General features: G+C 44.6%; 13 protein-coding genes. 8 read left to right on the top strand and 5 right to left on the bottom strand.

Annotated elements, in window-relative coordinates; all coding sequences use genetic code 11:
- Positions 1–13 precede the first annotated feature (13 nt).
- The 4 genes from GA520_RS14450 to GA520_RS14435 all read left to right on the top strand — a co-directional run bounded on the left by GA520_RS14450 (position 14) and on the right by GA520_RS14435 (position 2,751).
- Positions 14–1,231: an ATP-binding protein gene (locus GA520_RS14450; RefSeq protein ID WP_163341141.1), complete on the top strand. Its 1,218-nt coding sequence runs from the start codon at positions 14–16 to the stop codon at positions 1,229–1,231.
- A gap of 416 nt (positions 1,232–1,647) precedes the next feature.
- Complete coding sequence (locus GA520_RS14445) at positions 1,648–1,935, top strand: coiled coil domain-containing protein (protein ID WP_163341140.1); 288 nt, start codon at positions 1,648–1,650, stop codon at positions 1,933–1,935.
- Positions 1,936–2,030: 95 nt separating this feature from the next.
- Positions 2,031–2,222, top strand: coding sequence for a hypothetical protein (locus GA520_RS14440; RefSeq protein WP_205749430.1), 192 nt, complete (start codon positions 2,031–2,033; stop codon positions 2,220–2,222).
- Positions 2,206–2,751, top strand: coding sequence for a cation:proton antiporter (locus GA520_RS14435; protein ID WP_205749429.1), 546 nt, complete (start codon positions 2,206–2,208; stop codon positions 2,749–2,751). Before GA520_RS14440 ends, GA520_RS14435 begins: the two co-directional genes overlap by 17 nt.
- 208 nt (positions 2,752–2,959) lie before the next feature.
- On the opposite strand, the gene GA520_RS14430 is transcribed toward GA520_RS14435, so the two are convergent.
- The 5 genes from GA520_RS14430 to GA520_RS14410 form a co-directional block, all read right to left on the bottom strand.
- Positions 2,960–3,403, bottom strand: a complete 444-nt coding sequence (locus GA520_RS14430) for a hypothetical protein (RefSeq protein ID WP_163341138.1) — start codon at positions 3,401–3,403, stop codon at positions 2,960–2,962.
- Positions 3,404–3,506: 103 nt separating this feature from the next.
- A complete protein-coding gene (locus GA520_RS14425) occupies positions 3,507–4,562 on the bottom strand; it encodes an IS3 family transposase (RefSeq protein WP_240910286.1) in 1,056 nt (351 codons plus the stop codon).
- Positions 4,563–4,573: 11 nt separating this feature from the next.
- Complete coding sequence (locus GA520_RS14420) at positions 4,574–4,882, bottom strand: transposase (RefSeq protein WP_163341234.1); 309 nt, start codon at positions 4,880–4,882, stop codon at positions 4,574–4,576.
- Between the two features lie 563 nt (positions 4,883–5,445).
- Complete coding sequence (locus tag GA520_RS14415) at positions 5,446–7,584, bottom strand: PocR ligand-binding domain-containing protein (RefSeq protein ID WP_163338218.1); 2,139 nt, start codon at positions 7,582–7,584, stop codon at positions 5,446–5,448.
- Between the two features lie 603 nt (positions 7,585–8,187).
- A complete protein-coding gene (locus tag GA520_RS14410) occupies positions 8,188–10,476 on the bottom strand; it encodes a glycosyltransferase (RefSeq protein WP_163338219.1) in 2,289 nt (762 codons plus the stop codon).
- Positions 10,477–10,826: 350 nt separating this feature from the next.
- Here GA520_RS14410 and GA520_RS14405 point away from each other — a divergent pair, with 350 nt between their 5' ends.
- From GA520_RS14405 to GA520_RS14390, 4 genes are all read left to right on the top strand, one after another.
- Positions 10,827–11,126, top strand: a complete 300-nt coding sequence (locus GA520_RS14405) for a response regulator (protein WP_163338220.1) — start codon at positions 10,827–10,829, stop codon at positions 11,124–11,126.
- 394 nt (positions 11,127–11,520) lie between these two features.
- On the top strand, positions 11,521–13,059 hold the full coding sequence (locus GA520_RS14400) for an ATP-dependent RecD-like DNA helicase (RefSeq protein WP_163338221.1): 1,539 nt from the start codon (positions 11,521–11,523) through the stop codon (positions 13,057–13,059).
- Positions 13,028–13,621 (top strand): hypothetical protein, encoded by a 594-nt coding sequence (locus GA520_RS14395; RefSeq protein ID WP_163338222.1) that lies wholly within the window; start codon positions 13,028–13,030, stop codon positions 13,619–13,621. The genes GA520_RS14400 and GA520_RS14395 overlap by 32 nt, the downstream gene beginning before the upstream one ends.
- Before the next feature lie 276 nt (positions 13,622–13,897).
- Positions 13,898–15,832: a lysylphosphatidylglycerol synthase domain-containing protein gene (locus GA520_RS14390; RefSeq protein ID WP_163338223.1), complete on the top strand. Its 1,935-nt coding sequence runs from the start codon at positions 13,898–13,900 to the stop codon at positions 15,830–15,832.
- The last annotated feature ends 97 nt before the right edge of the window (positions 15,833–15,929 follow it).

Genomic DNA, 15,929 nt, shown 5'->3' with positions numbered 1-15,929 from the left:
GCCGGAACAATATATGATTGATGAAATTTGGACAAATCACAAAGACAATGTGCTGGAAATAGGAACGTTCCGGGTACTCGACAATGCTCCTATTCCAGTATTTGTTGTCACTGATGACGGGCACCTGCTCTGGGCCAATCGTATTGTCCAGCATGAGCTAGGAATTGTTGCCGGAGATACCGCCGCCACCTGTAAAGATCTACTTCACTCTCTTGAGCCATATCCCCCCAAAAATAGTGAACTCAAAGTGTCAGATTTTTTTGATGCGGGTAAATCTTCAGACACTTTCCAAATCAGTGTAAGATCTGACCGAGACGAACCTGTAATTTGGGAGTTTTTTACGGTGATACTGGGTGATTGTAAAGATTGTTTACAGACCGCTCTTTGCTTGGGACAGGATATAACTGGTACAGTTATTCAACAACAGCACATGAAAGAATTGATGGATCAACTAGAGCAACAAATCGCTCAAAGAACCGAGACATTAAATAATACAATTGCTGAACTTGAAAAGGAAATCATGGAAAAAAACCGTATCAGCGATGCCCTGACACTCTCAAGAGAACGACTAAAAAAGATATCCAGGCATACTTTGGATATTCTTGAAGCAGACAGACAAACTATTTCAAAAGAACTCCACGACAGTATTGGAGCGAGCCTTGCGGCAATAAAATTTAGTCTTGAAGAAAAGGAGATTGTGCGAAGCAGTAATGGCAACAAGCTCGACGACTCTTTGGATAAAGAAGTAGGCTACCTCGCCGCAACCATCAAAGAAACAAAGCGAATCTCTGCCAATCTCCGGCCCTCGACCCTGGACGATTTGGGATTGGCCGCAACCATCGCCTGGTACCTCCGTCAATTCCACCGCCTGTATGGGGATATTAAAATAGACTATAGTTCTGAAATATCCGAGCAAGATATTCCCGAAGCAATGAAAATTAATATCTACCGCATTATCCAGGAAGGGTTGACGAATGCTGAACGACATAGCAACGCAGATATAGTTCAACTTTCTCTAGAATACTGCGATGGCGGACATTCAATCTCTTTATCAATTGCAGATAACGGATGCGGCTTTGATGTCAAAAAGACATTGGCGAACAAGGACCCTCTTGGTGGCTATGGTTTAGTTGCCATGAGAGAGCGTTGTGAAATTTTTGGAGGGTCATTTCACCTTGATTCAAAAACAGATGGAGGTACACGAATGAAGGCTATCCTACCACTTAAGTGACACCTGCAAAATCATAGGTACCGTCTGACAACTAAGGTGTAAAAAAACGTTATCACTACTCATCATGTGGTTTTCCGTTGTGTCTCAGATAGCCTGACAGCCCCCCTCCCCAGGCATTCTTTCCAAATACCATTTTCCATTAATAGAGAGCAGTGTCCTGAGATTGCTTTGAAATATTGTGCCCTTTCCATTCAATCAAGCCTCTTTGCTTTAACTGAAAACCTGCATTTCCCAATTATACCCTCAGTGACATGGCTTAATACATTGTCGCCCCCATGGTAGAATACCTCATTTGACACCATAGTTGTTTATATCGTTTTTACAGTGAAACAACCATGAGCAGCATAAGAGCAAAATTGAGCACACTCTCACATAAGGTTTTTCACTTCCACGCTCAAAACATAAAAGAGGACATCATGAATAAAAAAGAAGCCTATGAACAAAAGGTACAAGCCCAGGTGGATGAGTGGAACGCCGAAATTCTAAAGCTCAAGGCTCAGGCCGCAAAGGCTAAGGCTGAGGTGCAAATAAACTTTAACAACCAGGTCGAAGAGCTGCAGCAGAAAAAGGAGACTGTCAACGAAAAGCTCATACAGTTAAAAGAGGCAAGCGGAGAGTCATGGGAAGACCTTAAGGCAGGTATTGAAGAAGGTCTTGATTTACTAAAAACCACTGTTAACTCAATAATATCCAGGTACAAATAACCAACATCACGGCTCAGGTAAAGAAAGAATGATGTGAGGGTGTCTCAAAAGGTGTCCTCGTAATCCTAAAGAAGTATTTGTAACAGGGGAATTTCATGAATTTACTTTACATTCTGCTGGTAGTACTGCTGGCGACCAGACTGTGCGGTGAGGTGGCAGAGCGATTGAAACAACCGGCACTTGTTGGTGAATTGGTTGCGGGTATAGGCCTTGGGCTTGTCCTGCACGGTTATTCTGCCAGTTTGCCAGTACTTGCTGCTTTAACAGGAAATGAAGTTTTCAAGTGACTCACCGACCTCTCGATTTTTTTTCCTCATGCTCCTGGCCGGTATTGAACTGCGGCCTCGGAACCTAGTAAAAGCCTCTGGACCAGCGATCGGTGTGGCGGTTGGTGGTATGCTACGCCCCCTCCTCCTCGGTTTCGCCCTTGGCTGGTTCTACTTGCCTGTTTCAGAGTATAAATTTGCTCAGTCTTTGTTTCTCGGCACCGCCCTGGCAATTACAGCAGTACCGGTATCCGTGAAAATATTAATGGACCTTGGGCTACTCAAAACACGACTGGGTCAAACAATAGTTTCTGCGGCTCTTTTTGATGCCATACTCAGCTTGATACTTCTTGCTGTACTTACGGCAGTTATAAAGACCGGTGAGGTACACCATACTGCTTCGGCATATCTCACCTTTGTGGCAATTACCGACGATGGAGCTGCCAGGGAAGTCCCACCGCTTCTTCTTGAAACAGAGGAGGAGCGGCGGCGGCATATGGAGGCAGAGAAGCGCAGAAGCATGAGGAGCCAGGAGCAGGAAAATCCATAATAGATAAACAGCAATTTACAGTCCGTCCGAATAAATATTCAGTTTGAAAGAAGCCGGAATCCTGGAATCCTGTTTGTTTTGTCGCAGGGCTGACAGGGGGGGGCCGGAACCGCCTCTGGTTGGAGCTTGTTGATAGGGTTGCAGCAGACTATTGCCGAATGATCGTGTCTGCCAGGAGATTCAGCCTGCGGTCAGTAACTATTTATAATTAAGAAAAACATTCTTTAAGTATATCGTGTTTGGGAAAAAAAACGGGGTATCCCCTTAAACGGAATGACCAAAAACACATCCGTGAAATAATTAGAATATATGGGGGGAAAGTGGCTTTGGGGTCTATTGCTTCTGCACCATTATCTGAGACAACCATTATAATAGTGTTGTTGTATTCATCGATTTCTAGATCAGAGTAGCCTAAATCATCGGCCAAGATAAATAGGATATTCGGTCGACTATCAGGTTTCCCCCACGGGCCTTTATGATGCCTCGAATACTCTGAATGCCTATTGTTCTCTGTTAGTTGACTGGAATTCTCATACTTTACCTGCGATTGGCCACTTTCTTGTGGGAAACCGTTATGGTGTGATGCACATGTTGTTGAAAACGGAAAGAACAAAGAAAAGACTACAGGTGTACATAAATGCGCTTTTTTCATGTTTCATTTTCTCCTTTAAACAAATTATATTGTAATGCTTCTCTTGGAATTGGAGAATCCCCCTCGTTGAGTTAGTTGGTTGTTTCTTCTCTTTCAACGCTTTTCAACTGCCCTCTACCGCCGCAGGGAACCCCGTCAAGGCCCGATTCCGATAAAGGGCCCCAACTGAATGCCCGGCAGAGGATATTGGGACTTGGTGGGGTGGATTATTTCCCCGGATGCCCCCTGAACGTTTTTTCTTTCTCGCTTGCCGAGCCAATTCAAGCTTCTCATCTCGTTCCCGGAAGATTTCCTGGGATCGTCCATTTAGTTTATCGATCGGAGCAATATATCCAATGGCACTGTTGAGGCGAACATTGTTGTAATGATGTATATAATCACCGACCACTCTTCTCGCATCTTCAAGGCTCAGCAGTACTCCCGGCCTGATGCATTCCCTTTTCAAGGTGCCGTGCCATCTCTCTATTTTGCCATTACTCTGCGGATAATAGGGAGATGTTCTAACATGGGTCATCCCAACAAACCTGATATACTCCTTAAAGTCTTTTGAGACAAACTGTGGACCGTTATCCGATATGATCCTTGGTTTCTCTTTAGGGAATTGTTCCCTGGCTCTTTGTAACACAATCTCAATGTCCTGCTCGGTCATCGATTCCCGTAACTCCCAGTGGACGATATATCGGCTGCACCCATCTAGAATGGTGCACAGGTAGTAAAAAGTCCCACAGATATTGATGTAGGACATGTCAATATGCCAGTGCTCATGTATCCCAAGGGGTTGAGTGAAACCATTACCCTTCTTCGACTTGCCCTTACTCCACCTCTGCAGTAGACCTGCACCGCTCAATACCCGGTAGGTAGAACTCGGGCTGACGGCGACAATATTGTTATCCAGCATCATGAAGGTGAGCCGTCTATAACCTTCAGCCGGGAACTTGTGATGATAATCGATTATTGCCTGCCTTTCCCAGGCTTCGAGCCAGAAGTCTCGTGGTATAAGGCCATTGTGCTCGTTGGCCTTGCCGTACCTGTCCTTCCAGTTGTAATATTTGCTTGATTGAATTTGCAGCCAACCGATATATTTCACTGCGGGGAGACCTGTTACCTCTGACCAGTACCTCACGAAATCTATTATACTGTCCCGAGTATCGTGAGGCACCCAGGCTCCTTTCAGATCTCCCCAAGATCTTTTTTTAGCTTGACGTGCTCCTCCATCAATTCAGAGAGCACTTCGTTCTTACGCTGAAGTTTTTGCTCCAGAGCTTGAATTTTGGCCTCATCCTGCTTTTTCTCGGTTGTCTTATTCCGATCAAAAGCGGCGGCACCGTGTTCAAAAAACTCTTTCTGCCACCTATAAAAGACGGTCGGGTGAAGATTGTATTCGTCACACAGATCTGAAACAGGGACATGATCAACAAGGTGCCGTTTCAAGATGGTTACTTTTTCTTCCCCTGAACGATTTTTTCTTTTCCTCTTCATTGAGTTCTCCTTTGGTTGAGTATGTTAACTCAAACAATAGAAAACTCCAATTCCCGCTGAACCAATACAATATGAACTTGCCTAACTTACGCTCCACCTGTTTCCTCGTGATACACTATCAACCCGGAACTATGATGAAGCACCCTCCAACCCAGACGAACGACAACATATCGTGTTTACTTTTTTCCTTCTTACTCAACCCACGCTCTTGTATGCATCGCAGCGATTTTTACTAAATGCTCTCCTGAAGATTAAAAAAAAGCCATACGACACCCTATCTCAAAATGGCCACAATGCAGTACAGTTGAACCGCAATACGGTATTTACAAAGAGGTGTCAAAAAAAACTGAAAGGAATGTAGAGAGTCGTTAATCTGTCGAGAACTGGCTTTTGGATATGGGATGTTACTGTTTTTGGCGATTTGTGATTAGACGGGAATTAGACGTGTTAAACGAAATAGATCCATAGAAATCGAAAGAGGTCGGGGGGAAAACGAAAACGCTGTTTTGGGTAACCGTTGTTTTATGAATAACGGCTAGCTGGGGGCGGTACTGAGGCGAATACTATTTATCGAGTATGTCTCTTATTTTTATGTGTAAAGCAGAGGCCGAGAATGGTTTTTGAATGAAATTCGTTCCTTCTTCCAGCATGCCTTGATGGCTGATTACGTCATCACTATACCCAGACATATACAATACTTCGAGGTCTTGCTTGACCTCTTTCGCTTTTAAATATAGATCTTTGCCATTTAGATTTGGCATTACGACATCGGTTAGTAGAAGATGTATCTGTCCTTCATATTTATGGATTATGCCTATACCTTGATTCCCATCAGCTGCAGTAAGAACAGTATACCCCTTCTGTTTTAATAAGGATTCTGTCATCTCAAGTACTTGTTGGTTGTCTTCTACGAGCAGGATTGTCTCATCTCCCTCTAAAAGACTATGTTTAGGCTTCTTGATTTGCTGAGGTGGCGATTTGTCGGCTGAGACTGGTAAGTAGACAGAGATGGCAGTACCACTACTTCCCTGGGTGTTTTCAATAGAGACAGTACCCTTGTGTTGGGTGATGATTCCATATACGGTTGCTAAGCCAAGACCTGTCCCCTTGTCTCCTTTGGTGGAGAAAAAAGGCTCAAAAACTTGACTTCTGATGTTTTCAGGAATGCCACATCCAGTGTCTCGAACAGATAATTTAATATATTCACCAGGTGATGGGACAATCTCCAGGTGGGTGTCTTTTTGGGGGAGAAATACACGACTTGTTTCGATAATGAGTTTACCTCCTAACGGCATCGCATCTTGTGCATTCACCACCAAATTCATTATTACTTGTTCTAATTGCCTGATATCAGCACGTACAGGAGCTGAAGTGTCGGATATTTGAGTTGTAATTTCAATATCTTCTCTCACTGTTCGTCTGAGGAGTTCTTGGAACTCGAGGACAACAGAGTTTAAGTCGGCTGGTACAAAGTCTAGAGTCTGTTTACGGCCAAAGGCTAATAATTGCTGAACAAGGTCACGTGCTTTAAAACCAGCATTAATAATTCCATTAATTGCTTTCTTATTTTTCTTTTTTTGATCAGATTCCAGGAGAAGTAATTCTGCATATCCAATAATTGGGGAAAGCATATTGTTGAGATCATGCGCAACTCCTCCTGCCAGTTGTCCGATGGCTTCAATTTTCTGTGATTGGCGCAACAATGCTTCAAGCTTTGCCTGCTCTTCTTCAGCTTTCTTGCGATCGGTAATGTCAATCTGGATACCGTCCCACGTAATGACCTCATCAATGATTTTTCGTGGGCTGGAGGTAAGTTGGAACCATTTTATTTTACCATTTGGTAAAATAAAACGAGCTTCATGACGAAACATCTCCATCTTTTTGATAGCGTTCTCTTCAGTCTTTATTAAAGCGGGTAAGTCATCAGGGTGTACCTGGCTGTACAGGACATTAGCGTCAGCTCGTACAGAGTCGACAGTAACTTCATTGAGAGTACGAATATTATCGCTGATATAAGTAAAATTACGCCTGCCATCAGAAGTGCTTTCTACTTGATAAATCATCGCATCGGGTAAATTGTCGACTACTATGCTGAGCCTGTGCTCACTTGCGAGTAACTCCTCTTGGTTTTTTTTTAACTCGGACTCTGTTTTCTTGAGTTTATTGATTAATTGAGTTTGTTTGACATTCTGATAGGCTACAGAGGAAATTTGATTTGCAAGCGTATAAAGCATGGAAGCAATGTTTCTAAAGCGCTCCAAAGACATTGCTGGAACTTCTCGGTAGGCATCTAAAAAGTCGTTTACATCGGTATTAATTTCCTTGGCGTAGTTCGCCATCTGCTCTTCTGTCTGTGTCTCGTCCCTGACTTGTCCTATCAGCCAGTTGGCAATATGTCGACCTTCCACCGTGATTCCAGCACCTGCATCCCATAAACCACCGCTCATGCAAGTTTGAACCGTGGGTCCAACTAGGCTTGGGCACCCAATAATTGCGTCTGATTTATAACAGTTTGAACGACCTTTATCCGTATTGCGGATAATTTCGCTGCACAACCTGCAAAAATTACTGGGCTTGGTTATTGGTACCCCCTCTGGGGTGGTGATAATAGAGGCAACTCCCGTTGCAATGGCAAACTCATCTTGCAGTTGTTGTATGTCATCGATAGCAAAAAGGTCTGAAAAAGATATTTCATTTTTCATATTAAGACGAGTTGTAAGGTCTTCTTAGAGGTGCTGGCCATGTTCCTGGAGTAATAGTAAATCCATGTTAGAATAAAGAATCAAATCAGTTACCGGATATTTATGCAGTATACATTAGAATTGTTCTGAAACTACAGGAAATTTTTTTTTCATGCTCTCACGCCGATTAGACGATTATGAGACGTTTAAATTGAAATAGATCCATTTATTAATCCGTACGTCGAATAGTGTACATTGGAAGCAAAATGTAAGGGTATGTATTTGCGTTTCAATATCATGATGCAGCAGGAGTTTTTTTGATTTCAACACTGAACGACTATCGACTATAAGTCGATGGGTTCGTTATTCGGTTGAAGCCGACTTCAGCCAAGTTTGATTGCTACGCAAATGACATTTTTATGACCTGCATGGTCTTCGACCATTTTGTTAAACATGACTTCGCCTAAAGGCGAGAGATTTCAACCATCCCCGATAGGGAAACTATAAGATCATGCGTCACCTGATTATCTGTGTAATATTTGTTGATTATCCTGCAGTAACCTTAACCATTGGATTGAGAGAGGGTTATTACAGCTTGTTCGCTACATCAGGAGCTATGGTATTTTACGATCCTGCAAGCCAGCGTTCATAATCTTCGAGTTCGATCCCTGCGTCTTGAACACTACCAGCATTGAAAATAGATTGGATAGTAGAGAGGTGATTGCTCCATTTGTCCTGAAAGGCTTGTTGCTCATGCTGACCGAGTGCTTCATCCTCCACCTTGCTGCATGGGGCAGGGAGTTCTAACGAAGAGTATGGTGTATACACGCATTTTTTTCCCATCGTCATCGCTTTCAAGCCAAGATCGGCCAAGCCCAGGACCGCTGGAAAATTGGCGTAGTCGAATCCTCCCGCTTCCAGATAGAATTCTCTGGATATCAAGCAGACATGTGGGGCCGGAATACAAATTTCTTGAGGGCAGTGGATTCCGTGAAGGTGAATTTGGTGGAACTGTAAATAATCCCTATAATAATGGGCTGATAAGTTATTGATATTAGGGGTTGTGTAGGAGGGGCCGTCCCCAGCTGGGTAGCGGATCTTTCCACACGTCATCGCAATATTGTCCTGTTCAGCTATCGAAACAAGTTCTGTCAGCCAGGTGCCGTTCATTCTACGAGCGCTCTCATTGAGGAGGGCGATATATTTCGATTTCGAATCGATGATGATTGTATGGAGCGACTGATAGAGTCCGCACTCTTTTTCCTGATCATGACGCTCAAAAGGCATGAATGTGTAATTTCTGTAGCCCGTGGCTTGGCGTAGGTTGGAGCACGTTACTTCCGGGGCGATATTGTCTTTTATATCATTCCACAACAGAACCGTAACTTCGGGTTCTGCTGGCAGGTGACGCTTGATTCTGTAGTAAAAATTCAAATCTGTGTCATGAACCGTTCCTTCAATACCGGCTTGATCTAAATAATCCTGCAGCGCTGTTTTTCCTGCATCATGGGCATAGCTCTTTTGGTCGTGGTTGATCGATGTCGATGTTTCGCTGGCGCGCCAGTGATAAAGTATTTCCGGAATGTGTATGATCTTATCTGTCAGCAGCGAAAGTCTCAGGAGAAGGTCAAAATCCTGTGCACCGTCGCACTCAGAACGGAAACCGCCAGATTTTTTAAACAGCTCAGCAGAAGTGACGGTAAAATGCGTTATGTAGTTGTGGCTATGCAATAGCTCCCTGTTAAAATCGGGTTTTCGAAATATTGACAACCGTTCTCCATGTTCCCCAATGAGATCTTCGTCCGTGTAGAGAATATCTGCTTGGTGTTCTACAATATTTTTCGCGACCAGATAGAGGCAATGAGGTGCAAGCTCATCATCGTTATCCAGAAAGCCCAGATATGACCCTTTGGCCAGGGTTGCAGCCGTATTGGTTGCAGCCGAGATTCCTTTGTTTGTCTCGTGGAACGTTACCTGAATACGCCTGTCATATCTCTCCCATGCTTTCAGCTGTTCTTGCATACCAGCTCGACTACTCCCATCATCAGCGAGACACAATTGCCAGTTTGGGTAGCTTTGATTAAGCACGGAACGTATACAATAGTTCAGGAACTCTGGTTTTGTATTGTAGACAGGGACTACAATTGAGATAAGGGGTTTTTCAGGCAGATTCTCCACAGTACCATTTGCGTAGTAGGCCTTACCATGTCCGCACTTTAAATAGTGTTCAGCAGGGGTGCAGTGGTCGAGTGTATGCCCATATTTTGTAACATAATAAGCAGGATCAAAAGTTGGACATTGTTCTGATGAAACCGTAGAGACGTTCAGCAGGTAATGAGTAAACGGATCCTGGTCCGGAGCAATTGATCCTACAGCCTTTTGGTAAGCGTTGGAATGGAACAGTGGGGTGGGGCTTTTCCCCTCCCTGAAGCCATGGATTCTATAGTGGGAAATGGCATCCATGATAGTTGTATCCAGGCCGGCTGCCGTGACCAGATACCATTGTTGATTGAAGAGCAGGCCTGTATCCCGCCGCTTGTGCTTCTCAATCTTCAAGTATGCACGGAGAGGGTCCAGTCCAGCTGCTACCTGAGCAGGATAATTGTTCACGAAGGTGTCCTCATCATAAAAAGGACCAGGTCTGTTGCCGGCCTTTACCCCTTCTTTCAAGTAATGGACAAATGGGTGCCCTGAGTAATTCTCGGGTAAGTAGATGTGCCTGTAATATTCTGAATCAAATAAAGGGTGGGGGTCGCGTGTTCGACATGAGTCTGACTGGGGGGCGGGAGCTGTGTAGAAGTCGGGATCAATTGCTGAAATGTAAGGGATGAGACTGAATTCCTTGTTCAAAAAAATCTGTTTCAGAATTCGGGCACTGTTTTTGATCTGACTTTTCAGAGATGCAATAGTCATGTGTTATTACGAGAATGCAAAGTAAATTTAAGAAGAGAGTCAGCTAGACCCTTATTGGCGGCTGGTGTAAGTGGCGCTATATTTATATCAATAAATGGACAATTTCAATGCTATCCCAAAAACTATAACATATTAAACTTTCGGCAATTTGTAGTTCTGGCGCAAAAACGATCATAATTGGCGCAAGGCTGTATGTCCATCATGGATGTAATAACGTATACTTGCGTCGATATTACAGCGCTGCCGGTAACGACTGAACCGGGATCAATAATTACTGAATATTTACCTGTAGCTGAAATTGTCTATCCGGATAGATGTATAACTTATGTATACCAGGAGGATATGACAAGATGGAGAAAGCGCACTACCTTGTTATCGACGATGATGAATGCATCCGAATCTTTCTGGTTGCTGTTTTTCAAAATGAAGCTGGAGTAACAACAGCCTGTGGCGGCAGGGAAGCACTCAACCTGCTGGACCAGCATCAATATGATGTGATTATGAGTGACGTGCGGATGCCTTATCTCATTGGCCTGGATTTTTTTCAGGCGATTCGGACAGTAACTTCTGAAGTCGCAGGTAAGTTTATACTCTGTACCGGAAACGTGATCGAAGAGGTAACTTCTTTTTGTTCAGAACATCACATCTAACTTTGTGCAAAACCGATGATGGTTGATGATATCAAGGCAGCTGTCCATTACCTGACCCGGAACTTTACTTTCGAGAATTATGTTGCGGTGATCAAGTAACTTCCCTCCCTAACAGAAACCGCGATATCATTCTATTTTGCGAAATGCCTAATAGTAATGATCTACAAATTATTATTTTCCATAGTCGTCGTGATCACTCTCTTTTAAAGTGTAACTCGCTAAGCATTCAGCAATAATTGATTAAGCTCAAAGGTTCATCTACCCTCCAGGTGGTATCCCAGTTAAATATTTTTGCCTAACCTGCTGAAAGTTCTTCTTGCAAAACGGGGGTAATTCTCTACACTGCTATTTGGGCGCATTTTCCTCCCAAGTGAAAACCAAACTGATACGATATATGGAACCTTTTACCCCACTTGTCGCCCTGGCTTCCGCTGCCGGTTTTGTCTTTAAGAAAATGACCGGTCCTGAAAAGAGTAAAAAAGGACGGCTCGGCAAGTTTTTGTCACGGCGCTCAAAAATTAAACCCGGTCAGCTACAGAAAAATGGGACCGGAATAGACCTGGATGAGATAGAGGAACTTCCCGACTACCTCTTTATAAAAAAGTTGGTAGATGCCCAATTTCCAATAGTATTTGTTACTGGGGGGGCAGGAACGGGAAAAAGTACTTTTATCAACTGGCTCATGCACCACTATTCCGGCAATGTGCTGCTCGCAGCTCCAACCGCTATTGCGGCTTCCAATATTGATGGCAAGACCCTTCATTCCCTTTTTCAGCTTCCCTTGCAGTGGATTACCCAGAAAGGGATTAAATCAGCTCCGTATAGAAGCGATATCAAAAATGCGAGACTTCTGATAATTGATGAAATTTCGATGGTAAATGCCAACCTGCTTGATGGGGTGAGTGCCTTCTTAAGAAAGAACAGGGGCGTCGATAAACCTTTTGGTGGCTTGCCTGTCATCATGGTTGGGGATCTTTTCCAGTTACCTCCAGTTGTCAAACCGGGCCTGATGGGATTTTATGAGAAGTTTTATGCCGGAAGGACAAAATTTTATGCAGCGCGTTCACTTACCGAAACATCAATCACCTATTACTCTGTCGAACTCAACCAGACTTTCAGGCAGGCGGATAAACTCTTTGTCGATGTGCTTGCCGATATCCGGGAAGGGCGGAATGTTGGGAAGGCACTTGAGGTTATAAATTCCCGATGCCAAATCACCTCAACGCCGCCTCCGGGTGCTGTCTGGCTTGCCCCGAGGCGTTCTGAAGTTGAAAGTGCCAACAGGGCGGAGCTGAATAAGATAAGGGGGCGTTTGTTTAGGTTCCAGGGCAAGGTCAGGGGTGATTTCAGGGGCACTGAAGATAGTTACCCATCTCCAGTCTCACTTGAGCTAAAGGTTGGTTCACAGGTGATGTTTACCCGTAACGATCCCAAGAAGAGGTGGGTTAACGGTACGGTTGGCACGGTTGTGGAAATTGGGGAGACTCTATCGGTTCGAACTCAGCCGAAAGATACGGTTGTCGAGGTGACTCGAATGAGTTGGCCAAATTTCAGGTATGTATGGAACAAGGCGAATAAAATGATCGAAAAGCAGGAAACGGGAAGCTATAGCCAATTTCCTTTGATTCACGCCTGGGCAATTACAATTCATAAAAGTCAGGGCAAAACGCTTGAAAAGGTTCATCTGGATCTTGGCAGAGGAGCCTTTGCCTTTGGCCAGACCTATGTCGCCTTAAGCCGGTGTCGCGAATTGAGCGGTCTTTCGATTTCCAGGCCCTTGAATGTTTCTGATATCAAGGTAGATCGAGAATCCCAAATCTTTAATGACCATCTGCATGACCTGATGGAAAAGCTTCCCCAGGAAAAGATGCTGGAGGCTATTTCATATAACTGTCATATTTATGAAAAAGGATATCCCCGCAAAAAATCCTAACCCCCAGGGTAAAGGGCTGAGTTCTGCCGTCGGCCTCTTGACAGAGACTGTTGCGGCCATGGCAGTCCCCCCGCTTGAAGACGATAGTTGTGACAGGATTGTCGAGGATTATCTCTGTTCCTTGCTGGTGTTATCGTGTTCTTTTTCTTTTCGTCCCGTTGCTGATAGGGAATATTTCATCTATTTCCATGATTCCAGGCTGCTGTTATCTCTCATTTCCCCTGCTGAGGGCGGTATGGATATTTATGATGAGTACTGGGCTGCCTGCAGGCTCAAGAACGATTTTTGCTGGTCGGTTCAGTTGAGCAGCGAGGATTTAAAAGAGAGATTAACCAACAGTTTCCCGGCAAATGTTCCGGAGAAGGAACGCCTGGAATATTTTTTTAGCGGTGTCCAGCGTGGTGAGATTGGCAGGTACGACAAAAAGCTTGGGTATTATCAGAATGTCCTCAATTATGCCTTGGGAAAGAGCATTGGGCTGCGTAGCAAAAGGCTTTTAGAGCTGGAAGAGAGTTCGACAGGTCATACAAACAAACGAAAACTTCCTGGTTCCACCATATAGTTCTCGTCCCGAAACGACCCTTTCGGAGTCTTTGCTCACCTGCTCAATCCACGCGTTGGGGATAAAGTTTTTATCCTCATAATATGGACTATATGCTTGCGGTATTATTTTAAGTCACGCTTCGACTTTGAAAGGAATGCTTAGTTTTAGGATGAAAACTAAGTAGAAAGTGGTTTAATGGCGAATCAGCAATATCCTGTTCATCTCGGCAATTCAGCTTCAGGTCCGAAGATGGACAACCCTGTTATCGAAACGAATATATTGAAATAATAAGCGATGGCTGAGAAATCAAAGAAAGGCACCAGAATACATGTCCTGCTTTTTTCCCTATTGACGTCCATTTGTGTATTCAGCTATCTGTTATCCAGGATATCATTTGATGATGTCCTGGAAGCAATAAAGAATATTTCCGTCTCATGGCTGGTTCTTTTTCTTCTTTTTTCTGTCTCCATGAGTGTTTTCAGGACATGGCGATATCAACTGATACTCCATGCTTCCGGGGTGCATGCCGCCTCAGTACCACTTTTTCTGATAACGATTGTTCGGAATTTTTTCTCCGATCTCCTACCTGCGAGGCTTGGCACGCTGGTTTATATTTACCTGGTAAAAAGTCGTCTCGGCTTGCCACTTGGTCCCGTTGTTTCCAGTTTTGCCCATGCCTTTGTCTTTGATATTATCTCGCTTTCACTTCTGATACTACCGGCAGTTGCTACTGTTGCGGCGGGGGAGATGTCCCGTCCTGTATTGATTATTTCCGGCCTGGCACTAACGTTAGCAAGCATTCTGGTACTTGTTTCCCTGCCATGGTTTTGCCGGGTCGGTAGTATGTTTGTTGATAAATTGAAGATCCTGCCTGCCAGTTTCAGGGAGAAACTGGTGCAGATGCTGATTGATAGTGCAGGCCATCTGCTTAAGGCTCGTCAGCAAGGTATATATCTGCGACTCCTCATGCTTTCGTTTGCGGTGCGGGTCTGTAAATACGGTTCCCTCTATGCCCTGCTGCTGGGATTGGTTTTACCCTTTGGATATATGATCGCAGACTTTCCTGTCAATAAAGTCTTTCTGGGCTTATGCAGTGCTGAGTTAGCCGCCAGCCTGCCAATCTCCGGAATCGCCGGGTTTGGTGCGTATGAGGGGGCCTGGGCCCTGGTGTTCCAGTTGTTGGGGTATCCCGAGCAGATAGCAGTTGTGTCGAGTATTGCCCACCATCTCCTGACCCAGGTGTATGGGTACGGCCTGGGTGGTATCGCGTTGTTGCTCTTGCTTCTACCGTTTTTTAATAATGGCGGGTCAGAAGAAATTGCAGGCACCAAAATAGAGGAGCGATGGTTCTGGATGAAGTATCTGGTAAGTGTTCTTGTGGTAGTTGTATCAGCGGTGATGCTGATGGCCTTTGTTGTGGATTCCAGTGTCGGCGAGACTCGCAGCAAGCAACTAATACGGTCTGGTGTTGAATCATCTACCGGGAAGAAGATGAGGATTCCGCCAGGTCGCCTGGTATATGAGCGGCCCGATGGCATCTATTTGTACGATACGGTGAAAAGGAAAGAGAAACGGATTGCCAGAGAGGGACGTAATCCACGGTTTTCCCCGGATGGTGAATTCGTTGCTTTTATCAATGACAATTCCATTATGGTTGTAACGGACGGGGGCAACAGGCTACGTGAAATCGCGCGCTCTGAACAACCGAGAACCCTCTGTTTCGCGCCAAACGGTACCATTCTCTTTTCTGACGGTAAGGCGATAAAGCGAGTTAACCCCAAGACACTCGAAGTGGAAAATATTCTTCGCGACGGTGTAATCAGGGAGCTTGCCATTAACCAGGAGGGTGACCGCCTCGCAGTAACGGTCAAATCCGCAACCGGGCTGAGGGTAAAAGCCATAGACCTGAAAAGTGGTGAAATACGTACGGTATCGCGTGGATGTTCTGCCACGATCTCCCCGGATGGGCGTTATATAACGGTAAACGCCAGAGATCACAGGAAACTATACGTGTTTGACTGGAAGAGTCTGGAAAAACAATTTTCCATTCCCGCTCCAGGCGGCGGAAAGTTCGACAACCATTACTGGTCAAGTAGTAATCATTGGCTGGTTTCCACGGCGGAAGGGGATCGCCAGGATATCTATATTCACCACGTTCCGTCGGGTTGGAGCGACCGCATCACTGATACGGGTGATAGTGACAGGGCCGATTTTTTTGTAGTACGTTAAACAGGTTTTTTTTCTTTTCTCTTTCCTTCCCATCTGTCTGGCGGATCCCAATTCGTTCACCCAGCCCCTCATTTTGTTCTAACAATAAAGTAATAGT

The sequence above is a fragment of the Desulfopila sp. IMCC35008 genome (assembly GCF_010646885.2).
In the GTDB taxonomy this organism is placed as follows: Bacteria; Desulfobacterota; Desulfobulbia; order Desulfobulbales; family Desulfocapsaceae; genus Desulfopila.
The sequence above is the reverse complement of the archived record's forward strand: the minus strand, read 5'-3'. Positions and strand labels throughout refer to the sequence as shown.

Bases quoted from the DNA above. Each gene is read 5' to 3' on its own strand.
- GA520_RS14405 (WP_163338220.1), top strand. From the start codon at position 10,827: ATGGAGAAAGCGCACTACCTTGTTATCGACGATGATGAATGCATCCGA.
- GA520_RS14440 (WP_205749430.1), top strand. From the start codon at position 2,031: ATGAATTTACTTTACATTCTGCTGGTAGTACTGCTGGCGACCAGACTG.
- GA520_RS14430 (WP_163341138.1), bottom strand. From the start codon at position 3,403: ATGAAAAAAGCGCATTTATGTACACCTGTAGTCTTTTCTTTGTTCTTT.
- GA520_RS14395 (WP_163338222.1), top strand. From the start codon at position 13,028: ATGAAAAAGGATATCCCCGCAAAAAATCCTAACCCCCAGGGTAAAGGG.
- GA520_RS14415 (WP_163338218.1), bottom strand. From the start codon at position 7,584: ATGAAAAATGAAATATCTTTTTCAGACCTTTTTGCTATCGATGACATA.
- GA520_RS14390 (WP_163338223.1), top strand. From the start codon at position 13,898: ATGGCTGAGAAATCAAAGAAAGGCACCAGAATACATGTCCTGCTTTTT.
- GA520_RS14420 (WP_163341234.1), bottom strand. From the start codon at position 4,882: ATGAAGAGGAAAAGAAAAAATCGTTCAGGGGAAGAAAAAGTAACCATC.
- GA520_RS14450 (WP_163341141.1), top strand. From the start codon at position 14: ATGATTGATGAAATTTGGACAAATCACAAAGACAATGTGCTGGAAATA.
- GA520_RS14445 (WP_163341140.1), top strand. From the start codon at position 1,648: ATGAATAAAAAAGAAGCCTATGAACAAAAGGTACAAGCCCAGGTGGAT.
- GA520_RS14410 (WP_163338219.1), bottom strand. From the start codon at position 10,476: ATGACTATTGCATCTCTGAAAAGTCAGATCAAAAACAGTGCCCGAATT.
- GA520_RS14435 (WP_205749429.1), top strand. From the start codon at position 2,206: ATGAAGTTTTCAAGTGACTCACCGACCTCTCGATTTTTTTTCCTCATG.
- GA520_RS14400 (WP_163338221.1), top strand. From the start codon at position 11,521: ATGGAACCTTTTACCCCACTTGTCGCCCTGGCTTCCGCTGCCGGTTTT.